This window comes from Acidovorax sp. ACV02, assembly GCF_014851475.1.
Lineage (GTDB): Bacteria > Pseudomonadota > Gammaproteobacteria > Burkholderiales > Burkholderiaceae_C > Acidovorax > Acidovorax delafieldii.
Genome location: NZ_JACUZU010000005.1, coordinates 171,396 through 193,825, shown reverse-complemented (window position 1 = coordinate 193,825; position 22,430 = coordinate 171,396). Strand labels below are relative to the sequence as shown.

General features: G+C 65.7%; 17 protein-coding genes and 1 other RNA gene. 6 read left to right on the top strand and 12 right to left on the bottom strand.

Features of this window, described 5'->3' with window-relative positions:
- Positions 1-12: 12 nt before the first annotated feature.
- The 3 genes from recR to dnaX form a co-directional block, all read right to left on the bottom strand.
- Positions 13-603, bottom strand: coding sequence for a recombination mediator RecR (recR, locus tag IB236_RS13760; RefSeq protein WP_192421192.1), 591 nt, complete (start codon positions 601-603; stop codon positions 13-15).
- A gap of 243 nt (positions 604-846) precedes the next feature.
- Positions 847-1,179, bottom strand: a complete 333-nt coding sequence (locus IB236_RS13755; protein ID WP_055398201.1) for a YbaB/EbfC family nucleoid-associated protein — start codon at positions 1,177-1,179, stop codon at positions 847-849.
- Positions 1,180-1,408: 229 nt separating this feature from the next.
- Complete coding sequence (dnaX, locus tag IB236_RS13750) at positions 1,409-3,415, bottom strand: DNA polymerase III subunit gamma/tau (protein ID WP_192421191.1); 2,007 nt, start codon at positions 3,413-3,415, stop codon at positions 1,409-1,411.
- A gap of 102 nt (positions 3,416-3,517) precedes the next feature.
- Between dnaX and ffs the strand changes: the two genes are divergently transcribed.
- An RNA gene (ffs, locus tag IB236_RS13745) (signal recognition particle sRNA small type) lies at positions 3,518-3,614 on the top strand.
- 82 nt (positions 3,615-3,696) lie between these two features.
- On the opposite strand, the gene IB236_RS13740 is transcribed toward ffs, so the two are convergent.
- The 3 genes from IB236_RS13740 to IB236_RS13730 form a co-directional block, all read right to left on the bottom strand.
- The gene (locus IB236_RS13740) at positions 3,697-5,013 is read right to left on the bottom strand and encodes a TIGR03862 family flavoprotein (protein WP_225581169.1); all 1,317 of its coding nucleotides are present in this window, start codon (positions 5,011-5,013) and stop codon (positions 3,697-3,699) included.
- Between the two features lie 106 nt (positions 5,014-5,119).
- Positions 5,120-8,629: an exodeoxyribonuclease V subunit beta gene (locus IB236_RS13735; protein WP_192421190.1), complete on the bottom strand. Its 3,510-nt coding sequence runs from the start codon at positions 8,627-8,629 to the stop codon at positions 5,120-5,122.
- Positions 8,626-11,244, bottom strand: coding sequence for a PD-(D/E)XK nuclease family protein (locus tag IB236_RS13730; RefSeq protein WP_192421189.1), 2,619 nt, complete (start codon positions 11,242-11,244; stop codon positions 8,626-8,628). Before IB236_RS13730 ends, IB236_RS13735 begins: the two co-directional genes overlap by 4 nt.
- A gap of 110 nt (positions 11,245-11,354) precedes the next feature.
- On the opposite strand from IB236_RS13730, the gene trxA reads away from it, so the two are divergent.
- The 5 genes from trxA (at position 11,355) to IB236_RS13705 (ending at position 16,751) form a co-directional block, all read left to right on the top strand.
- The gene (gene trxA / locus IB236_RS13725; RefSeq protein WP_008906761.1) at positions 11,355-11,687 is read left to right on the top strand and encodes a thioredoxin TrxA; all 333 of its coding nucleotides are present in this window, start codon (positions 11,355-11,357) and stop codon (positions 11,685-11,687) included.
- A gap of 277 nt (positions 11,688-11,964) precedes the next feature.
- A complete protein-coding gene (gene rho / locus IB236_RS13720) occupies positions 11,965-13,227 on the top strand; it encodes a transcription termination factor Rho (protein ID WP_056067265.1) in 1,263 nt (420 codons plus the stop codon).
- A 92-nt stretch (positions 13,228-13,319) separates the two neighbouring features.
- Positions 13,320-13,574, top strand: coding sequence for a type B 50S ribosomal protein L31 (locus IB236_RS13715; protein WP_015013594.1), 255 nt, complete (start codon positions 13,320-13,322; stop codon positions 13,572-13,574).
- Positions 13,575-13,683: 109 nt separating this feature from the next.
- Positions 13,684-15,384 (top strand): hypothetical protein, encoded by a 1,701-nt coding sequence (locus IB236_RS13710; protein ID WP_192421188.1) that lies wholly within the window; start codon positions 13,684-13,686, stop codon positions 15,382-15,384.
- Positions 15,384-16,751: an MATE family efflux transporter gene (locus IB236_RS13705; RefSeq protein WP_192421187.1), complete on the top strand. Its 1,368-nt coding sequence runs from the start codon at positions 15,384-15,386 to the stop codon at positions 16,749-16,751. Before IB236_RS13710 ends, IB236_RS13705 begins: the two co-directional genes overlap by 1 nt.
- On the opposite strand, the gene phoR is transcribed toward IB236_RS13705, so the two are convergent.
- The 6 genes from phoR to pstC form a co-directional block, all read right to left on the bottom strand.
- The gene (gene phoR, locus IB236_RS13700) at positions 16,705-18,048 is read right to left on the bottom strand and encodes a phosphate regulon sensor histidine kinase PhoR (RefSeq protein WP_116749516.1); all 1,344 of its coding nucleotides are present in this window, start codon (positions 18,046-18,048) and stop codon (positions 16,705-16,707) included. The two genes, IB236_RS13705 and phoR, sit on opposite strands and share 47 nt — an antisense overlap.
- 165 nt (positions 18,049-18,213) lie before the next feature.
- Positions 18,214-18,921, bottom strand: a complete 708-nt coding sequence (phoB, locus tag IB236_RS13695; RefSeq protein WP_015013590.1) for a phosphate regulon transcriptional regulator PhoB — start codon at positions 18,919-18,921, stop codon at positions 18,214-18,216.
- A gap of 21 nt (positions 18,922-18,942) precedes the next feature.
- Positions 18,943-19,644 carry a phosphate signaling complex protein PhoU gene (gene phoU / locus IB236_RS13690; RefSeq protein ID WP_010457902.1) on the bottom strand — a complete coding sequence of 234 codons (702 nt, stop codon included), beginning with the start codon at positions 19,642-19,644 and terminating at the stop codon, positions 18,943-18,945.
- Between the two features lie 11 nt (positions 19,645-19,655).
- The gene (pstB, locus tag IB236_RS13685; protein ID WP_056067255.1) at positions 19,656-20,438 is read right to left on the bottom strand and encodes a phosphate ABC transporter ATP-binding protein PstB; all 783 of its coding nucleotides are present in this window, start codon (positions 20,436-20,438) and stop codon (positions 19,656-19,658) included.
- A 67-nt stretch (positions 20,439-20,505) separates the two neighbouring features.
- Positions 20,506-21,360 carry a phosphate ABC transporter permease PstA gene (gene pstA, locus IB236_RS13680; protein ID WP_056067253.1) on the bottom strand — a complete coding sequence of 285 codons (855 nt, stop codon included), beginning with the start codon at positions 21,358-21,360 and terminating at the stop codon, positions 20,506-20,508.
- Between the two features lie 41 nt (positions 21,361-21,401).
- Entirely contained in the window at positions 21,402-22,391 is a 990-nt protein-coding gene (pstC, locus tag IB236_RS13675; RefSeq protein WP_369817010.1) for a phosphate ABC transporter permease subunit PstC, read from the bottom strand.
- Between the last annotated feature and the right edge of the window lie 39 nt (positions 22,392-22,430).

Below are 22,430 nucleotides of genomic sequence, written 5' to 3'. Positions count from 1 at the left end.
GGCGCCTTGGCGTCACCGGCGATCCACCAGCGCATGCGCGATCGTTCCCAGATCCACGTACTCCAGCTCACTGCCGACAGGCACGCCGCGCGCGAGCCGCGTGACATGCAACCCACGGCTCTTCAGCGCCTCGCTGATCACATGCGCAGTCGCCTCCCCCTCGGCATTGAAGTTGGTGGCCAGGATCACCTCCTGAACGGTGCCATCCGTGGCGCGCTCCATGAGCTTGTGCAGGCCGATCTCCTTGGGACCGACACCATCGAGCGGGCTGAGCCGCCCCATCAACACGAAGTACAACCCCGTGAAGGCCCCCGTGCGCTCCAGCGCAGACTGGTCAGCGGGCGTCTCCACCACACACAGCCGCGTGGCATCGCGCTCCGGGTCCAGGCAGGTGCTGCACACCTCGGCCTCGGTGAACGTATGACAACGCGCGCAGTGGTGCACCGTGCCCACCGCTTCCGAGAGCGCCCGCGACAGGGCCAGCGCCCCTTCGCGATCATGCTGCAACAGATGAAACGCCATGCGCTGCGCCGACTTCACCCCCACCCCCGGCAACCGGCGCAGCGCCTGGATCAGAACGTCGAGGGAGTTGGTGGTGGACATGGAAACGAGCGATGCAGGAAAGATGTGAGGAACGAGCGGGGCAAGGCTTCGACAAGCTCAGCCCCAAAGGATGCCAGCAAAACAACAGGCATGTGGTCCTTGCCTTCACACCCCGCCCTCAAGGGCGTAGCGAGCGGGATCAGCTGCTAGGCGGACGGAGCACAGCCACCGGAACGTACTTGAAGTACGTGAGGATGGCGAGCACCGCCCAACGACGCAGATGGCCCGCTCGGTAGCCAACCCTCAGAAAGGGAATTTCATGCCGCCGGGGAGGCCTGGCATACCTTGCGTCAGCTTGCCCATCTTCTCAGAAGATGTCTCCTCCGCCTTGCGCACCGCCGCATTGAACGCAGCCGCCACCAGATCTTCCAGCATGTCCTTGTCTTCGGCCAGCAGGCTCGGGTCGATGGTGATGCGCTTGACATCGTGCTTGCAGGTCATGACCACCTTCACCAGACCCGCGCCCGACTCACCCTCCACCTCGATAAAAGCCAGTTCGTCCTGGGCCTTCTTGAGGTTGTCCTGCATCGCCTGGGCTTGCTTCATGAGGCCGGCGAGTTGTCCTTTGTTGAACATGGTGTGGTTTCCTTTGCTTTCTTTCTGGTTGATCGATTCCCACGTGGGGACTGAAATTCAGTATCCGAAATTCACGGTATTGTGCTTTGCACCGTTAGCGGCCATCGAAACTGCCGCTGCCCAGACCAGTGCTCCCGCGCAAGGGCCGCCCCGCCGCGCTGGGAGCGTTCCCCTCCCGCGAAGCGAGAGAGGGGGAAGGCGCCAAAGGCGACTCAGGGGGTGTTTCATCTCACGCAGGTTTGATGCTGCCCGGCACGATTCTCGCGCCGTAGTCACGCATCAGCGATTGCACGAAGGGATCGTTGTGCACGATTTCTTCCGCGCGGCGTTGGCGCTCGGCAGCGGCGGCGGCGTTGCGACGGGCGGGGCTGTCGATGACCACGCCCACTTCCACGCTGATCTGGGTCGCATGGCCCGCAGCTTCAAGGGCCGCACGCAGGCGCTCGCGCGCCGTGGGCTGGTTGAGCGATTCGCGCTCGACGCGCAACAGCCAGTGACCACCGTCGCGCGCCACAAGCTGCGACTGCAGGGCCAGTTCGCGCACCAGAGCCGTGATGGCCTCTGCTGCCACCAGTTGCTGCACCGTGGCATGCCAGACGTCCCCCTCTTCGGTGGGGGTGTAGCGGGCAGATACCGGGGTCGGTGCAGACAGTGGAAGCGGCTGCAACCGCTCGCCGGGCTCGGGGGACTCACGCACTGGGATTGCTACATATTCAGGAGCATTCTGTGCTTTGAATGATTGCGCTACACCGGGATTTTGCTCAAACCTCTCGGTGGTGCGTACCGGCAACACAGTGGCAGCGGGCGCAGCCGCAGTGGTCACAGTACCGGGGTCGTCAGAACCTGGCCATGGGGGTGGCTCAGAATCGTTGAACGACTCTGATGGATGGTCTCCGGCGCCAGAAGATGCGGTGCCTGCAGCCACTGCCGGAACGGGGGCCGGGACTGCAGGCGCCGACGGTACAGGCAGGGCCTGGGGGGGCTTCACCGCTGCCCCTCCCACAGGCCCTGGCGTGGCCACCACTGCAGCAGGGGCTGCTGCAGTTGATGCAACAGCGCCTGAGGGGGGCGTTTCAGCCCGCGTCAGAGTTTTTTTTTCAGCCGATTCGCCGGCGCCCCCTGCACCGCTGACGGGCTTGAAAGCCAGCAGACGCAGCAGCACCATGGTCAGCGCAGCATACTCATCGGGCGCCAGGCCCAACTCGCCGCGCCCGTGCAGGCACAGGCTGTAGAGCAACTGCGTTTCATCGGCGGGCATCAGTGCAGACAGGCGGGCTGTTTCAGCAGCCTCGGGGTCGTCTGCGTCCACGGCACCGGCCATCTGGGGCACGGCCTGGAACACGGCCATGCGCTGCAGCACGGCACTCATCTCTTCGAGCGTGGAGGCGGCAGACAGCCCGTTCATGCGCAGCGTGTCCGAGGTCTCCACCACGGTTTTCCCGTCACCCTGGGCGAGCGCTTCGATGAGCCGGAACACATAGGAGCGGTCCACCGCACCCAGCATCTGGCGCACACCGGCTTCCTGCAGCTGGCCGCTGCCAAAGGCAATGGCCTGGTCGGTCAGCGACAGTGCATCGCGCATGGAGCCCCGCGCAGCGCGTGAGAGCAGGCGCAGCGCCTGGGGCTCGGCAGGCACGTTCTCGGTTGCCAGCACCTGCGTGAGGTGCGAGAGCACGGTTTCAGGCGCCATGGGGCGCAGGTTGAACTGCAGGCAGCGACTCAGCACCGTGACCGGCACCTTCTGCGGGTCCGTAGTGGCAAGCACAAACTTGAGGTACTCAGGCGGCTCTTCCAGCGTCTTGAGCATGGCGTTGAACGCCGTGTTGGTCAGCATGTGCACTTCGTCGATCATGAAGACCTTGAAGCGCCCCTGCACCGGCTTGTAGACCGCCTGCTCCAGCAGGCTTTGCACTTCGTCCACGCCCCGATTGGAGGCCGCGTCCAGCTCGGTGTAGTCCACAAAGCGGCCGCTGTCGATGTCGGTGCAGGCCTGGCACACGCCGCAGGGCGTAGCGGTGATGCCGCCAGTGCCGTCCGCACCCTGGCAGTTGAGCGACTTGGCCAGGATGCGCGACACCGTGGTCTTGCCCACGCCGCGCGTACCGGTAAACAGGTAGGCGTGGTGCAGGCGCTGCTGGGTCAGCGCATTCGACAAGGCCTGGACCACATGTTCCTGCCCCACCATCTCGGTGAAATTGCGGGGACGGTACTTGCGGGCGAGCACGAGGTAGGACATGCGGTCGATTCTACGGGCTGGGCCATGCGCCCCTGGCGCCACCAGGGCAAACAAAACAGCCACTGAAAAATCAGGGCCTTCATCCGACGTACAATCGGCTGTGACGGGCCTCCTCGCATGGTGAAGCGGCCAACCGGGTCAGGTGGGGAACCAAGCAGCCCTAACTGTGGAGTCAGTGCCGGGGGTAAGGCTCGTCAACTTCTTCTTTCTTTTTGCGCGGTCGCGCAAAAACTTCCCTCTCTCCAGTATTTCCACAGCGCGCCGTGCGCTTCAGCGGCCGCTCAAGCCCCTGCGGACTGCCCTAGCCAGCGCAGCGCCCCCTCTCCCGCCACACGGCCGCTGGCCATGCTGGCGGTCAGCAGATAGCCCCCGGTGGGCGCCTCCCAGTCCAGCATTTCTCCCGCGCAGAACACACCTGGTAACGCCGTCGCCATGAGGTGTGCGTCCATCGCTTCAAACGCCACACCGCCCGCCGTGCTGATGGCCTCGTCCAGCGGGCGCGCAGCCACCACGGTGATGGGCAGCGCCTTGATCGCATGGGCCAGGGCCACGGGGTCGTTCATTCCGTCCTTGCCCAGGTGTTCGTACAGGATGCCCGCCTTGATGCCATCCAGGCCCAGGCGGCTCTTGAGGTGGCTGGAGAGCGACCGGGAACCGCGCGGGTGGCGCACTTCCACCAGCACGCGCTCAGGCGCATGGTCGGGCAGCAGATCGAGGTGGAACGTGGCGTGGCCATGGGCCTCCACCTCGTCGCGCAGGAGGTGCGAGGCGGCATAGACCAGGCTGCCCTCCACCCCTGTGGCCGTGACCACAAACTCGCCCCGACGGCTGAAGCTGTGGCCCCGGCTGTCGGTAAAGCTGAGCGCCACGGTCTTGAAGGGCTGGCCCACAAACTTCTCGGCAAAATGCGGCGTCCAGCCCACGGTGGGCGCAGGCGTGCGGCCCAGCAGCTCCTGCAGAAAGGCGCGGCGCGTCTCGCCCGCAGGTGCGTCTGCACGCAGCACATCAAAGCCGCAGTTGGACGGGCGCAGCGGCGCCACGGCCACGCCGCGCTGCGCCAGCAGTGGCACCCAGGCACCATCAGACCCCAGGCGCGCCCAGCTGCCGCCGCCCAGCGCCAGCACCACCGCCTTGGCCGCCACCCGCACCTCGCCAGCCGGTGCGGCAAAGCGCAGCACCCCCTCCTCGGCCCAGCCCAGCCAGCGGTGGCGCATGTGGAACAGCACTCCCTGCCCGCGCAAGCGCTGCAGCCAGGCGCGCAGCAGCGGCGCGGCCTTCATGTCGGTGGGGAACACACGACCCGAAGTGCCCACAAAGGTCTCCACCCCCAGCCCCTGCGCCCAAGCGCGCAGCTCAGGGCCGCCAAAAGCCTGAATCAGGGGCTCAATCTGTGGTTCGCGCCAGGCATAGCGACTCACAAAAGGCGCGTGCGGCTCGGAATGCGTGAGGTTGAGCCCGCCCTTGCCCGCGAGCAAAAACTTGCGGCCCACCGAAGGCATGGCGTCAAACACGTGCACGGCCACCCCCGCCTGGGCCAACACCTCTGCGGCCATGAGACCCGCCGGGCCACCGCCGATGACGGCCACGTCGCACTGCAAAGCCTCCGCAGACTGGGCAAGTGCAGGGGATGTATCGGAAGGAGGAAGGGGGTGGGACACGTAAGGGCCTTGCTGAATAAAGGAGCGCGTTGCGGGGGGCGGCACGTCAGAACAGGGAGCCTTGCGGAGAATCCGCAGGGCCTGGCGCGGTGGGCGCGCGCTCTGGTTGTGCTGGGGCAACCGGCGCAATGGGGGCAACGGGCGGGCGAGTATGCCCCACCACAAGGGCCTGGGCCGCCGATGCCCCTGCTGAGCCCGGCGCATCGCCCACCATTACCAACCGCCCATCGCCCGTGAGAAAGGCGGCACGCACCACCTCGCCCGGCATCAGGGCCTGTACGGCTTCGCGGTAACGCTGCAACTGGGCCACCAGTGCCTGCTGGCGCTGGGGTTGGGTGGCGCTTTTGTAATCCAGCACCCACCAGCCGGCCTCTGCATCGCCAGCGTGTGCCGCGCGACGCTGCACCAAGCGGTCGATGCGCAGGCTCTGCCCCTGGTAGTGCAGCGGGGCTTCGTTGATGGCGGTCTGCACCAGGGCAGCGTCCCACGCCCAGGCCCCCTCGCCCGCCAGAATGGCCTGCGCCATGCGGGCAGCCAACTCGGCGGCAGCGGGGGCAATGTCGTGGTCCAGAGCCAGGCGGGCAATGCGCGCGGCAGCCCAACCCTGGGCGCGCAAGTCGGCCAGTGGGGCACCAGCCACGCCGGCTTGCTCCAGCAGCTGGTGCATGGCATCGCCCTGGCGCGACAAGGGGGTGGACTCTCCGTCGCCCGGCATGGCCACAGGGCTGTCGCCTGGCAATCCCGCATCGGTTTGCACGCGCGCGCTTTGCAGCTCCTCGGGCAGCACGGGCAGGCAGGGAATGGTGAAGGTCTGCGCGGGCGCTACGGTCGCTACGGCATGTTCTGCGGGGGCCAACGCCTGCGTGTCCACTTCAGTGACCAAGGGAGCAAGCCGATTCCACCAACTGCCGGGGGCCGAGTTACCGGGCTGTACTGATGACAGGGCCAGGCAATGCTTGGCACGCGTCATGGCCACGTAGAGCATGTTCAGTTCCTCGCGGCTGCGGGCCTGCTGCTCGGCGGCGAGCGCATCCACTGCGCTGGGTGGCGGGTTCGATTCGCTGGCCAAAAAGACGAAGGCAGACGGCACCGCCTGCTCGCCAGGCCAGTCCACCAGCACGCCCATGGTCTCGGCCTTTTGTGGACGGGTGTCGGTATCGAGCAGCAGCACGCAATCGGCCTCCAGCCCCTTGGCACCGTGCACCGTCAGCAAGCGGATGGCCTGCGCATCCGCCCGGCCTGGGGCGCGCACACCGCCCTTTTTCATGGCCCGCACAAAGGCATAGGGCGTGAGGTAGCGCCCCCCGTCGTGCTGCAGCGATGCCGCCAGCAGTGCGCGCAGATTGGCCTGCACCGACTGGCGCTGGGTGACCGGTGCTGCGGCAGCAAAGCGGGCCAGCACGTCACCGTGTTCGTAAATGGTGTGCAGCGCGTCGTGGGGCGGCAAAGTACCCACCCACGTCTGATATTGGGCCAAAATAGCTCCAAGCGCTTGATATTCATGCGCTAGCAGCTCACTTTTCAATAGCAAATCAAACCAGCTACAGCCCGCGTGTTCCGGCTGGCGGCGCAACAACGCCAGCGCGACCAGCGCGTCGTCGCCCAGGCCAAACAGGGGTGACTTGAGCGCGCGGGCCAAAGACAGGTCGTGTGTGGGCGATACCAGCACGTCGAGCAGCGCCACCATGTCCTGCACCTCGGGCGCGTCAAACAGGTCGGCTTTTTCGGGCTGCACACAGGGCAGGTGCAGGGCGCGCAGGGCGTCTTGCATGCTGGCCAGGCGGTCGCGCTTGCGGGCCAGCACCAGCACTTCTTTGGGCGGCGTGCCGCTGGCGATCTGCGCGGCCACCCAGGCGGCGGCCTGGGTGCATTCGCGCATGCGCTGGGTTTCTTCGGCCTCGTGCCGGGGTTCGGTCAGGCTATCGCGCCAGGCCAGGGCGTCGCGGCCTGCGCCTTGGCTGTCGCCGTCCGCATCGGTGATGGCGGGCAGGCGCAGCAACTGGCCGGGATGCTTGGATTCTGTGGTGTGGTCGCGGAATCCGCTGGTCTCGTGCAGCGCCTGGGCCTCACCCATCACGGCGTTGACGGCACCGATCACGCCCTGCGCGTTGCGGCGTGTGTGGTCGCAGCTCAGCAAATCGCCGCCCAGCCCATCACGCACAAAAGCCTGCGCGGCGATGAACACCTGCGGCTCGGCGCGGCGAAAGCGGTAGATGCTCTGCTTGGGGTCACCCACGATGAACACGCTGGGCGCGGCAGACCCGCCGCCCGAGCCCGCATAGCCTGACAGCCACGCGTGCAGCGCCTGCCACTGCAGCGGGTTGGTGTCCTGGAACTCATCGACCAGCAGGTGGCGAATGCGGGCATCGAGCCGCTCCTGCACCCAGCCACTGAGCACCGGGTCGGCCAGCATGACCAGGGCCGTGCGCTCCACATCGTTCATGTCCACCCAGCCGTGCTGCTGCTTGACGGCCACAAACTGCGCAATCAGGCAGCGCGCCAGCCGGGCCATGCGCTGCTGGTGCTGCCAGGCTTCGTGCTGGCGGCGAGCGGTCAGCAGGCGCCGCAGCTCGGGCTCGGCTTCTTGCGCGGCGGGGAACTTCTCGAGGTTCTTGGACAGGCGGTCTTCCTTGGCCACGAACATCGCACGGCGCAATTGGTCCAGGCGCTGGTTCAGGTCGGCGCAGGCCAGCGCGTCGATGATGGCGTCCGCCGCTTTCTGAGGGGTCTTGTTGGCCTCCGCGCCCAGTGCGCTGGCACGGCTGCGCCAGCGCTGAAGAGCAGCTTCGGTCTGCAAAGCATCGGCGGGCTCGGTCAACGCGGCCAGTTCGGGGTAGGCCTGCTGGAACGGCGGCACCGAGGCATCAACCACACCTGCCTCGTCCGCCAGATCGAACTCCACCCGCTTGGCCAGCGCCGCTGCCAGGGCCTTGTGCGTTTGCGAGCGGCCATGGCGGGCCACCACGGCTTCGTAGTCGGCACGCAGGCTGGCGCTGTCGGCCACGGTCTGCAAGAACGGGGGCCAGACCTCGCGCACGGCCTCGGCATCGTCTTCGAGCAGCTCAAAGTGCGCGGGCAGGCCCTGTTGCTGCAGCAGCGCCAGCGGGGCCGTGCCCAGCAGCGCGGCGAACCAGCTGTGGAAAGTGCGGATTTGCACCGGGCGACCCGCTTCGAGCAGCTGGCGGTATAGATTTTGTAGCGCCTCGCGCTTTTCCAGCGCGCCTTGGGGGCTGATTCCGCGTGCAATCAGCTCGGCCGTGAGTTCTTCGAGCGGCTTGTGGCTGAACTGCTCCAACCATTCTTGCAGGCGCTGGCGCATCTCGCCCGCGGCCTTTTTGGTGAAGGTGATGGCCAGGATCTCGTGCGGCGCGCAGCCGTCGAGCAGCGCTCGCAGCATGCGCGAGACCAGCATCCAGGTCTTGCCCGCACCCGCGCAGGCCTCCACCGCCACGCTGCGGGCAGGGTCGCAGGCAATGGCATAGAAGGCCTCGCGCGAGACGGGGCGGCCGTTGTGTTCATAGGCGGCCTGGGTGGGTTGTGGAATGCTGACGGTCATGGCGTCTCTTGCGCGGGCAACGCCTGCTCGGCATCGGCCCACATGTCTTTGCGGCACAGGCCACGCACGGCGCAGTAGTCACACACCGAGCCCTCACCCAGCGCGGGCAGCGGCGCACCGGCGGCGATGCGGGCCATGTCGTGCTGGATGCCTTCGATCAGCACATCGCGCAGGTGCACCACTTCGTCCTGTTCGTGTAGCTGCGTCTCGCCGCGCTCGCCCACGTTGACGTAGGCAGCGCGCAAGGTGTCGTGGCTCAGCAAGGCGGCGTAGAAGGCCAGTTGCGTGTCCTCCGCCCCGGACTTGATACGCTGGCGGGTCACGCTGTCGCTTTCGGTTTTGTAGTCAATCACCAGCACCGTGGGCTCGCCGGTGGACGAGACGCCATCGATGCGGTCGAGGGTGCCGACCAGCTCCAGTTCGCCCAGCGGCTGGCGGGCCTTGACCTCGGCCTGGCGGAAGGTGGCGCCCTGTTGCTCATGCCCTGCCAGCCATTGCAGGTAGCCGTCGCGCAGTTGCGTCCAGCCTGCGGCAAAGGGCAGGAAGTCGCCGTCTTGCAAACGCTGCTCGCGGGTGACAGCCTCGGCGGCGGCGTCCATGCGCGCACGGCGCTCATCCAGACCATCGGTCGGCTCCGCCAGCAAGGCTTCGTGAAAGTGCTGCAGTACCGCGTGCAGCCAGGTGCCAAAGTCCCGCTTGTCCACTTCGGCATCCAGCTCGTCTGCCTCGCGCAGGCCCAGCTGGCGCTGGGCAAAGAAGCGGTAAGGGCAGTGGCGCAAATCGGAATACGCCGTGGATGACAGGTGGGTCACCGGCAGCGCCTGGCCCACAGGCAAGGGGCGTAGCGTGGGAGTGGCGACCACCTCGCGCGCACCGCGCTCATCGGCTCCCGGCAGGGCGGCACCATCCAGCTGCAGGGCCAGTACCAGCGCGCTGGCCAGCAAGGGCTCACCGCCTTCGTCACCGGTGCGCCACAGCACATCCACCACCGGCGTGCGCAGGGCATGGGCCCAGGCGGCACGCTGGGCAGCCTCCAGCGACTGGCGCGTAGGCAGGCCCCATGCCTCGCGCTGGGCCTGTGTCCAGTCGCCAGCGGGTTCGGGAGCAGGTTGCAGGCGCTTTTCGTCGCAACCCGGCAACACGGCGGCGGCGAAGGGGCGGCCCAGCAGTTGCGGCATGGGCACCACCACCACGGGGGCGCCAGCCGCCTGCGCGGCCACATAGCGCCCGGCCTCCAGCACGTCTTTGGCCCAACGGGTGAATTCGGCCAGTGTCATGCGGCGGCCCGCACTGTCGCCCCAGCCGTCCAGCTCTGACTGCTGACCGTCCTGAAGGCGCAGGGCTGCCAGCACCCGCATGCCAGCAGGGTCGGCCTGCAGACCCTGCCATTGGCCGGCCTGCTCCAGCACCGTGCGCAAGGCGGGTAGCCACTGCGCCAGGGGCCGTGCAGCGCGCAGGGTGTTGCGCCATGCTTCTACGGTGGCCACGGTGCGGGCCAGGTGGGGCTGCGCACCTACGTCGCCCTTCAAACCCCACTGGGCGGCGGCGCTCCAGTGCTGCACCACACCTTTGCGCAGCCATTGCTCCAGGCGATTGACCTCGCCAGGCATCAGCGCTGGGGTGTGTTTGACCCAGTCCAGCACCTCGTTGGAAGAGGCATTCCACGCAGCCGCCTGCAGCACGGCCATGACCCGTGAAGCGGCGCGCGTGGTGGACAGAATCCAGCCGCTTTCGTCGCGCACCAATACGCCACTGCTGTCCAGGTGGGCCAGGACACGGCGGATCAGTGCGCGGTCAGTGGCAGCGAGGGCCACGGGCACCCGCCCCTGCTCGACATGACGCAGCACACAGGCCGCAGCACGGTGCGCCTCGTCTTCGGCGTCCGTTGCGGCGTGCAGGGCCCACTGCGGTGGTGAACCCGCATCACCGACCAACGCGGGGAGCGCAATGCACACACCTTGCTCGCCCCAATGCGCCTGCAGGGCCCGGGTCAGCGTGTCAGACTGAAATCCCTCCAGCACCACCAGCGCATCCACCGCCCCGCGAACGCCGGGCTCAAACAGCACATCGGTCGCGTAGCGCGATGCCAGTGCCCATTCCAGCGCCAGGAGAGCCACCAGGGCCTCGTAATGCAGTGCGGTACCTTCTTCCGGCGTGGCCAGCAGCTTCCGTGCCTCGTCACCCCAGGCAGCACGTAGGGCTGGGGGCACGGCAGCAATCACCGGGGCCAATTGGGCTGCAGCCTCCTGCAGTGGCGTGGCCAGCACCTCGCGCTGCCCGCCCTGCCCCACGCGGTCGAGCAAGGTGCGGGCGGTGAGCGTGTCGCGCGCAACGTCGCCCGCCAGGTCGTCGCCCGTGGGCTCAAACGCTTGCAGCTGGCGAGCCCAGTTGAGGGTGGTTTCAAAACGTGGTGCAAAGCTCTGCGGGAACTGCTGAACCCAATGGCGCTGCGCCCAGGGCATGAGCTGGGCGTAGGGCACCAGCACCACCGTGCGCGCCAAATGGGCACCATGGGCTTGGGCATGCGCGGCCACCCGGGCCAGTGCGCGTTGCCAGAGGGCGGTGCTTGCGGCCGCAAATCCACTGGTTTGATCGCTTTTCGCTATGACTGTCATAGCGTCGCAAGACCCGGCCACAGCGGTGAACGTGGGATTGGTTTCTGTCACAATGCCCAGACTTTAAACGTACACCGGTCGCAACCCGCCCAAAATCAAGGAATTCCGCCATGGCCAGCGAACTCATCAAACATGTCTCCGACGCCAGCTTTGAAGCCGACGTGCTCCAACCGGGCTCCGCCGTGCTGGTGGACTACTGGGCTGAGTGGTGCGGCCCCTGCAAGATGATTGCGCCCATCCTGGACGAAGTCGCAGGCACCTACCAAGGCAAGCTGCAGATCGCCAAGATGAACGTGGACGAGAACCGCGAAATCCCCGCCAAGTTCGGCATCCGCGGCATCCCCACCCTGATGCTGTTCAAGGATGGCCAGCTGGCAGCCACCAAGGTCGGCGCGATGAGCAAGGCCCAGTTGACCGCCTTCATCGACCAACAACTGGCCTGACCCACTGCCCCAAGCCCCCTCGGTACGAATGCCGATGGGGCTTTTTTGTTAAGCGATAGACCTGCGGGGAAACAACACGCTGGCAGTTGCGCAACCTCACACCTTGCGCCCCTGAGGCCCCCGCATTTTTTCCTGTCATAATTCCGACAGATCACCGGGCTGCATGCATTGGCAGCCGGACCAAGATCCCTGGCGAGCCGGACCTGCAAACAGCAGCCCATTCGGCATCAGCCCACCTCCCCCAAGATTCATACCAGCTCCGCCAAGGAGTCAATCCATGCACTTAAACGAACTCAAGGCACTGCACGTGTCTGAAGTCCTGAAGCAGGCCGAAGAACTCGAAATCGAAAACACGGGCCGCATGCGCAAGCAGGAGTTGATGTTTGCCATCATCAAGAAGCGCGCCAAGGCGGGTGAGCAGGTGTTTGCAGACGGCGTGCTGGAAATCCTGCCTGATGGCTTCGGCTTTCTGCGCAGCCCGGACACCAGCTTCACCGCCAGCACGGACGATATCTACATCAGCCCCAGCCAGGTGCGTCGCTTCAACCTGCACACCGGCGACATGATCGAAGGCGAAGTGCGCACGCCCAAGGACGGCGAGCGCTACTTTGCACTGACCAAGCTCGACAAGGTCAACGACGGCCCCCCAGAGCAAAACAAGCACAAGGTCATGTTCGAGAACCTGACGCCCCTGTTCCCCAAGGAGCAGATGCGACTGGAGCGCGACGTCAAGAGCGAAGAGAACATCACCGGCCGCATCATCGACATCATCGCGCCCATTGGCCGCGGCCAGCGTGCGCTGATCGTCGCGCCGCCCAAGAGCGGCAAGACGGTGATGATGCAGCACATCGCCCACGCCATTACGGCCAACAACCCCGACGTGCACCTGATGGTGCTGCTGGTGGACGAGCGCCCTGAAGAAGTGACCGAAATGCAGCGCACGGTCAAGGGAGAGATCATCGCCTCCACCTTCGACGAGCCCGCCGCCCGCCACGTGCACGTGGCCGAGATGGTGATCGAGCGCGCCAAGCGCCTGGTCGAGCTCAAGAAGGACGTGGTGATCCTGCTGGACTCCATCACCCGCCTGGCCCGCGCCTACAACAACGTCGTGCCGTCGAGCGGCAAGGTGCTGTCTGGCGGTGTGGATGCCGCCGCACTCCAGCGCCCCAAGCGCTTCTTTGGCGCTGCGCGCAAAGTTGAGGAAGGTGGCTCGCTCACCATCATCGCCACGGCGCTGGTCGATACCGGCAGCCGCATGGATGAAGTGATCTTTGAAGAATTCAAGGGCACGGGCAACTGCGAAATCCACCTGAACCGCCGCCTGTACGAAAAGCGCGTGTTCCCTGCCATCGAGCTCAACAAGAGCGGCACCCGCCGCGAAGAACTGCTTCTGGCCCCCGAGATCCTGCAAAAGACCCGCATCCTTCGCCAGTTCATGTACAACATGGACGAAATCGAGTCCATGGAGCTCATGATCAAGAACATGAAGGCCACCAAGACCAATGTGGACTTCTTCGACATGATGCGTCGCGGGGGCTAATTCTCAGCCTGTGCAATAATAGAGGGCTTTTTCTTGCGGAAAGTACATCGGACTGGCCGGTGCGGCTCCCGCAGTTGACTCAAAGGAAGATCATGAAAGAAGGCATTCACCCCAACTACCGCGAAGTTCTGTTCGTGGACCTGTCCAACGGTTTCAAGTTCGTGACCCGCTCGTGCGTGAACACCAAGGAAACCGAAACCCACGAAGGCAAGGAATACCCGCTGTTCAAGCTGGATACCTCTTCTGAATCGCACCCCTTCTACACCGGCACGCAAAAGTCCGTGGACAACATGGGTGGCCGCGTGGAGCGCTTCCGCAACCGTTTCGGCAAGACCGCAGCGAAGTAATTCGCCCCTGCGATCCCGCCAAAAAGGCAGCCCGGGCAACCGGGCTGCCTTTTTTCGTGGGTTTTGCCTTTATTCTCGGTGGCTCCTTTGCCCAGCCGCCCACTGCCGCGTGACTCCACCCACCCCCGCCATCGTTACCCAGAACGCCGTCAGCCCACTGCCCCGCTGGGCGCTGCTGCTGCTGTGCATTGCCTACGTAGTGCCCGGCTTTGTGGGCCGGGATCCGTGGAAGAACGCAGACGTCACCGCCTTTGGCTACATGCTGGAGCTCGCCCAGGGACGCACTCCCTGGCTCAGTCCGCTGCTCGGTGGCATGCCCCCCGAAACCGAAGGGCTGTTGCCCTATTGGCTGGGGGCCTGGGCCGTGCAGATGGCACCGGCCTGGCTGTCGCCGGAGATGGCGGCCCGCATACCGTTCATCGCGCTCCTGGTCATCACCCTGATGGCCACCTGGTATGGCGTGTACTACCTGGCCCGCAGCCCGGGCGCCCAACCGGTCGCATTTGCCTTTGGGGGTGAGGCCTCTCCCCTCGACTATGCGCGCGCGATTGCCGACGGCGCCTTGCTGGCGCTGATCGCCTGCCTGGGCCTGGCGCAGCTCTCGCATGAGGTCACGAGCTATCTGGCACAGCTTGGCTGCACCGCTTTGCTGTTTTTTGCGGTGGCCGCCATGCCCCACCGTACCATGGCGCCCGCCGTGGCCCTGGTGCTGGGCATGGCCGGGCTCACGCTGTCCGGAGCCCCCGCACTCACGACGTTACTGGGCATGGGTGGCGCATTGCTGGCACTGTTTGCGCCCGCTGGCAACACCGACCGCCGCTGGCGCTGGGCCGCCGTGCTGGCCGCAGCCACGCTGGCAGCGGCCGCCCTGGCCCAAGGGCTGGACCTGTGGCGCTGGCGTGTTGTGGGGTTCGATGGTGGTGGCAAGGACTGGCTGAGCCTGGCGCGCCTGCTGCTGTGGTTTGGCTGGCCGGCCTGGCCACTGGCACTGTGGACCTTGTGGCGCTGGCGCCAGCAGATCTTCAGCCGCCCTGGCCAACGGCACCTGCTCCTGCCCCTGTGGTTCACTCTGGTGTCGATTGGCGCCACCATCACCACCCAGCCAGCCGACCGGGCATTGCTGCTGGGCCTGCCCGCTCTGGCTGCGCTGGCAGCCTTTGCCCTGCCTACGCTGCGCCGCAGCGTGGGTGCCTTGATCGACTGGTTCACTCTGCTGTTCTTCACCGCATCGGCCCTCGCAATCTGGGTGATCTGGATTGCCATGCAGACCGGGGTGCCTGCCAAACCTGCCGCCAACGTGGCCAAGCTGGCGCCCGGTTTCGTGCCGCAGTTTTCTGCACTGGCTTTGCTGGTGGCCGTGGCGGCCACAGTGGGTTGGTGTGGTCTGGCGTGGTGGCGTGCGTCCCGCAACCGGGCCCCCATCTGGAAGAGCCTGGTGCTGCCCGCAGGTGGTGCTGCCCTGGGCTGGCTTTTGCTGATGACCCTGTGGCTGCCCCTGCTGGACTACGCACGCAGCTATGGTCCGCAGGTGCGCAGTGTGGTGGCAGCCGTGGGGCCGGAGCCCGGGTGCATTCAGACCGTGGGGCTGAACCGTGCTCAGGTGGCGGCTCTGCAGTTCCATGGACAGCTGTCGCTGCAGCGCGCGGGTCTGCAGGATGAATGCCAGTGGCTGCTGGTGGACAGCGCCTCCTGGCCCGCGTCCGAGCGCATGGTCCGCGCTGAGCTGTGGGAAGCCCGGGCCACTCTGCCCCGCCCCACCGACAAGAACGAGAACCTGCTGCTGTTCCGTCGTGCGGCCCCGGCCCGCTGATGTCGGAGCTGTCCACCATCACCCGGCACGCCGTGACCGTGCTGGCGGGGCAATTGGCGGTCATGGCCTTCGGGGTGACGGACACCATCGTGGCGGGGCGCTACAGCGAATCGTCGCTGGCCGCGCTGTCCGTGGGGTCGGCCATCTTCATCAGTGTGTACGTCGCCCTGATCGGCGTGCTGCAGGCACTCCTCCCCGTGTGGGCCGAACAGCGCGGCGCACAACAGCCTGAGGCCGTAGGCCGATCACTGCGACAGGCCTTGTACCTGTGCGCTGCTGCTTCAGTGGTGGGCATGGCGGTGCTGCTATCGCCAGGCGCGCTGCTGCGCTGGACGGAGGTCCCCCCTGCGCTTCGCCCACAGGTAGAAAACTACCTGGCTGTGCTGGCACTGGCACTCCCACCGGCCCTGCTGTTCCGGATCTACAGCACCCTCAACCAGGCCCTGGGCCATCCGCGTCTGGTCACCTGGCTACAGGTGGGCTCACTGCTGATCAAGCTGCCGCTGTCGGTGTGGTTCACTTTTGGCGGCGGGGGCCTGCCCGCGCAGGGGGTGGTGGGCTGCGCCTGGGCCACGCTGGTCGTCAACTGCAGCATGCTGGCCCTGGCTGTGTGGCTGCTGCGCACGCAGGACATCTACACCCCCCTGGGGCTCTGGCGCCGCATGGAGCCCCCGCACTGGCCCACCATTGCAGGCTTTGCCAGACTCGGGATTCCGGCAGGGCTGGCCGTGATGGTGGAGGTGACCTCCTTCACCCTGATGGCCTTGTTCATCGCGCGCCAGGGCACCACCTCGGCGGCCGCCCACCAGATCGCCGCCAACATGGCTGCCGTGCTCTACATGGTGCCGCTGTCGCTGTCCATCGCCACCAGCGCGCGGGTGAGCTACTGGCTGGGCGCACAGCAGCCCCAGCGAGCCCGTCAGGTGGTTTTGATGGGTTTTTCGCTCGCTGCGCTAGTGGGTATTGCCTTGGCAGCTATATTATTGATAGCAAGACACTCGATCAGCCAGATCTACACCGACAACGCCAGCGTGGCAGCCGTGGCCGGCACGGTGCTGGTCTGGGTGGCGGCGTACCACGCTGCCGATGCGGTGCAGACGCTGTGCGTGTTTGTGCTGCGCTGCTACCGCATCACGCTGGCGCCACTGGTGGTGTACTGCGCGCTGCTGTGGGGGGCTGGCTTGGCGGGCGGCTATTGGCTGGCGTATGGAGGCATCGGGCCTTGGTCGGGTGTGGCTTCGCCCACTCCCTTCTGGGCGGCCAGCGCGGCGGCGCTCGCAGTCACCGCACTGCTGTTCGTCGCCATGCTCTGGCGAGCCATCAGCCCGGCAGGGAAAAACCCCGCAAACGGTTGGCCGGGAAAGTGACCGAAAACACCGAGCCCTTGCCCAGCGTGCTCGCGATGTCCAGCGTGGCGCCATGGCGCTGCAGCACATGCTTGACGATGGCCAGGCCCAGGCCAGTGCCCCCGGTCTCGCGCGAACGGCTGCGGTCCACCCGGTAAAAGCGCTCCGTCAGGCGCGGTATGTGCTCGGGCGCAATGCCGGGGCCGGTGTCGTGCACGGAGAACACGGCACTGCCATCCTCCTTGCGCAGCCACTGCACCTCGATGGAACCACCGCCGGGTGTGTAGCGCACCGCGTTGTTGACGAGGTTGGACAAGGCACTTTGCAGTTCGGCAGGCACACCAGCAATCTCGCCTTCGGCCCGCAGCAGATCGGCCGCCGGAAAGCGCATCGCATGGGGACGCTGCTGGTTCTGTGTGAGCAGCGCGGACAGGGCGCGGCCCTCTTCCTCGCAACGCTGCATCAGTGACTGAACAGGCGTCCATTCGGCCATGCCGGGCAGCGGGCTGCCCTCCAGCCGCGACAGCGTGAGCAGGTCCTGCACCACACTTTGCATGCGCTGCGCCTGCTGCGCCATCATGCCCAGGTAGCGCGAGCGCTCGTCGGCGCTCAGCGGCAAGGTCTGCAAGGTTTCGACAAAACCGGTGAGCACCGTGAGGGGTGTGCGGATCTCGTGCGACACATTGGCCACAAAGTCTCTCCGCATCGCGTCGGCCTGCTCCAGCGCCGTCACGTCGCGCGACAGCAGCAGCGTGCGGCCATCGCCATAGGGGTGCAGGTGCACCGAGATGCGTACGGGCCGCGACGGCGTGCTCAGGCGCCCCTCCAGCACCACGTCGCTGGTGAAGTCCTTGGCAGCAAAGTAAGCCGTGAATTCAGGGTTGCGCAGCAAGTTGCCGATGGACTGCATGACGTCGCGCTGCGCGTCAAAGCCAAACTGGTTGGCTGCCATCTGGTTGCACCATTCGATGCGGCCCTGCGCGTCCAGAAGCACCACGCCGTTGGGGGAGGCCTGCAGGGCGGCCAGGATCTCCTGCAAACGGTCCTGGCTGTCTCGTATCTGCGCCTCCTGCTTGCGCAGCAGACGCCGCGCACGGTCCGCCGCCTCGCCCCAGATGCCACGCATGGACGGCACCGATGCCAGATCGCCCGTGCGCAACCAGCGCAGCACCCGCACGCCCCGCAGCAGGTCCCACACGAACCACGCCCAGGCAGCAATGGCGGCCCCCAGTGCGGCCCCCCAGGGCCCGCCTTGCCACCACCCCAGGCCACCACCCGCCAACTGCCACAGCAGGAAAAACGAAATACGCCACAGCATGCGGATTGCAAAGCCTTCTCAGAAACGCCAGGGGCGCGACACGCGCGCCCATTGATCCATCACATCCATCCATCGCCACCACCGATGCACGCCGACCGCAGTGGACCGCTGCACAGCAGCCATCGAGCGCGTCGCATCACTCACAGGCGGCAGCCCGCCTACCCATCAGGCCGACAGCGGCACCTGGGGTTGTGCAGTGAGCCGGTAGCCCGCGCCGCGCACCGTTTCCACCATCACGGACGCTGCACCCAGGGCCTCGCGCAGGCGCTTGACATGCACGTCCACCGTGCGCTCCTCGATGAAGACATGGTCGCCCCACACCTTGTCGAGCAGCTGCGACCGGCTGTGCACACGCTCGGCGTGTTTCATCAAGAAATGCAGCAGCTTGAACTCGGTGGGGCCGACCTTCAGGGGCTGACCCTGGAAGGTGACCCGGTAGGTCGCAGCATCCAGCACCAGCTCGCCAATGCTCACGCTGTCGCTCACCTGCTCGGGTGCGCGGCGGCGCAGCACCGCACGGATGCGGGCTAGCAGCTCCTGCGTGGAAAAGGGCTTGGTGATGTAGTCGTCGGCACCGGCGTCCAGCCCGGCCACCTTGTCCGGCTCATCCCCACGCGCGGTGAGCATGAGGATGGGGATGGGCTTGGTGCGGCTGTCTGCACGCCACTTGCGTGCCAGCGACAGACCGCTCTGCCCTGGCAGCATCCAGTCCAGCAGGATCACATCGGGCAGCACGGCATCCAGCTCGCGCTGCGCGCTGTCGCCATCTTCCGCCCAGAAGGGCTGGAAACCGTTGTGGCGCAGGTTGACTGCAATCAGTTCGGCAATCGCGGGTTCGTCCTCCACGATGAGGACACGGGGAAGCTTTCTCATGGTGATTTCAGCGCCCCGTACTTACAGCACTGCCGACTCGATCTCGTCGAGGGCTGTGTGGCGCACGTCCTTGCCCTTGACCAGATAGATGATGAGCTCGGCCACGTTCTTGGAATGGTCGCCAATGCGCTCGATGGCCTTGGCGAGGAACAGCAGATCCAGGCTGGGCGAGATGGTGCGGGGGTCTTCCATCATGTAGGTGATGAGCTTGCGCACGAACCCGTCGAACTCCTTGTCGATGAGGTCGTCCTCCTTGAGGATGGCGACCGCCGCCTTCACGTCCAGCCGTGCAAACGCATCCAGCGTCTTGCGCAGCTGGCCCGAGGCCAGCTCGGCCGCCACCCGCAGGTCGCTCGATGGCAACGAGCGCGGGGCGCCGCCTTCGATGATGGAGCGCACCATGCGCGCCATCTTGTTGGCTTCGTCGCCCATGCGCTCCAGATTGGCCGTGGCCTTGGAGAAGGCCAGCAGCAGGCGCAGGTCACGCGCGGTGGGCTGGCGGCGGGCGATGATGGAGGACAGCTCCTGGTCGATCTCGACTTCCATCGCATTGATGCGGGTCTCCATCGAAGCCACCGTCTCCACGGCCTCCAGGCTGAATTGCGACAGTGCGTACACCGCCTGGCGAATCTGCGACTCCACCAAGCCGCCCATTTCCATGACGCGGGCAGAGACGCTGTTGAGTTCGCTGTCGAACTGGGACGAAAGATGTTTATCGGGCATCTGCTGTCTCCTTAGCCGAAACGGCCGGTGATGTAGTCTTCGGTTTCTTTGCGCTCGGGCTTGAAGAAGATCTGCTCGGTCGCACCGAACTCGATCATCTCGCCCAGGTACATGTAGGCGGTGAAGTCGCTGCAGCGGGCGGCCTGCTGCATGTTGTGGGTCACGATCGCAATGGTGTAGTCGTGCTTGAGCTCGTCGATCAGCTCTTCGATCTTGGCAGTGGACAACGGGTCCAGCGCCGAGGTGGGTTCGTCGAGCAACAGCACCGAAGGCTTCACCGCCACGCTGCGCGCAATGCACAGGCGCTGCTGCTGGCCGCCGGAGAGCGACAGGCCGCTCTGGTGCAGCTTGTCCTTCACCTCGGTCCACAGTGCGGCCTTGGACAGTGCCCACTCCACCCGGTCGTCCATCTCGCTCTTGCTCAGCGTCTCGTAAAGCTTCACGCCAAACGCGATGTTGTCGTAGATGGACATGGGGAACGGCGTGGGCTTCTGGAACACCATGCCGATGCGGGCGCGCAGCAGGTTGATGTCCTGCTTGGGGTCCAGGATGTCCTGGCCGTAGAAGCTGATGGAGCCTTCGGCGCGCTGGCCGGGATACAGGCTGTACATGCGGTTGAGCGTGCGCAGCAGCGTGGACTTGCCACAACCCGAGGGGCCGATGAAGGCAGTGACCTTGTGCTCGGCGATGTCCAGGCTCACGTTACGCAGGCCCTGGAACTTGCCGTAGAAAAAACTCAGGTTACGCAGCTCCAGCGCGTTCTTGCTGGCAGTGGCGGTAGCAGTGGCGTTCATTGTCAATTCCTGAAAATGGAGGCAGTCTTGTCGATGGCGTTGGCGTTGGCCGGATCAGCAAAGGGAATCACACGCGATTCTTTTCGCGCAGGAACACCCGCGCCACGACGTTGAGGATCAGCACCGACAGCGTGATGAGCAGCGCACCGCCCCAGGCGAGGCGAACCCAGTTCTCGTACGGGCTCAGCGCAAACTGGAAGATCACGACCGGCAGGTTGGCCATGGGCGCATTCATGTTGGTGCTGAAGAACTGGTTGTTGAGCGCGGTGAACAGCAGGGGTGCTGTCTCGCCACTGATGCGGGCCACAGCCAGCAGCAAGCCGGTCATCACACCGCTGCGAGCAGCACGCAGGGTGACCATGGTCGAGACCTTCCAGCGCGGTGCACCGAGGGCAAAAGCCGCTTCGCGCAGGCTGCCGGGCACCAGGCGCAGCATGTTCTCGGTGGTGCGCACCACCACCGGCACGGCGATGAGCGAGAGCGCCAGGCTGCCCGCCCAGCCCGAGAAGTTGCCCACGGTAGCGACCGCGATGGCATATACGAACAGGCCCAGCACGATGGAGGGGGCCGAAAGCATGATGTCGGTCACAAAGCGGGTCAGTTCGGCGGTCTTGCTCTGGTCCCCATATTCGGCCAGGTACACCCCCGCCAGCACGCCGATGGGCGTGGACACCAGCACGGTGAAGCCAACCATCAGCAGGCTGCCCACGATGGCGTTGGCCAGGCCACCGCCGTCCGAGCCGGGCGCCGGGGTGGACTGCGTGAACATGTTCCAGTCCAAAGCGGCAAAACCGTTGGACAGGAGCACGCTCAGGATCCAGAGCAGCACGAACAGGCCCAGTGCCATGGCGCCCAGTGACAGGGTCAGGCCAATGGCGTTGGAGCGCTGGCGCTTTTTGTAGAGTTGTTGATTGAATTCCATGGAGCTCGTCTCTGAAGAGGGTCGGGAGCGGGCTGCAGGGCTTACAGGCCCTTGGCCTTCTCGGCGCGCAGCAGCATGATCTTGGCGGCCGACAGCACCACAAACGTGATCACAAACAGCAGGAAGCCCAGGGCAAACAGCGTGGACAAATGAAAGTCCGCCGCCTCGCCAAACTCATTGGCCAGCGTGGATGCGATGGAAGTGCCTGGCGAGAACAGCGAGGTGGGCATGCGGTTGGCATTGCCGATCACAAAAGTGACGGCCATGGTCTCGCCCAAGGCCCGGCCCAGGCCCAGCATCACTCCGCCAATCACGCCCTTCTGCGTGTAGGGCAGCACCACGCGACGCACCACCTCCCAGGTCGTGCAACCCAGGCCATAGGCGGACTCGCGCAGGATGGGGGGAACAATCTCGAACACATCGCGCATCACGGCAGCCACAAAAGGCAACACCATGAAGGCCAGCACGATGCCCGCGGCCAGGATGCCAAATCCGTTGGTACTGCCGCCAAACAGGAAGCCGATCAGCGGCATGGAGCCGAGCAGCTTTTGCACGGGTACCTGGAAATGGTCTGCAAACAATGGCGCAAACACGAACAGGCCGAACATGCCGTAGATGATGGACGGGACGGCCGCCAGCAATTCCACCGCCGTGCCGAGCGGGCGGCGCAGCCAAACAGGGCAGGTTTCGGTCAGGAACAGCGCAATGCCGAATGCCAGTGGAACGGCGATCAGCAGTGCAATGCCTGCGCTGGCCAGGGTGCCGACGATGGCAATCGCCGCACCAAATTCTTCATTGATGATGTCCCACTCAGCGCGCCAGATGAACTGGATGCCAAACTTGTGAAAAGCTGGCCACGCGTAGATGAACAGCGAAACGATGATGCCCAGCAGCGCCACCAGCACCAGCAGCGACAGGCTCTGGGTCAGCCGATGGAAAACGATGTCCTGCAGGCGCTGCCGCTTGGCAATCGACACCATGGACGGTGTGGGGGCGTCCGTCATCTTGACGGACACGGGTTGCGAACTCATGGTGGTTCCCACGCTCATGTTGACTCCCATCTGGCTTCT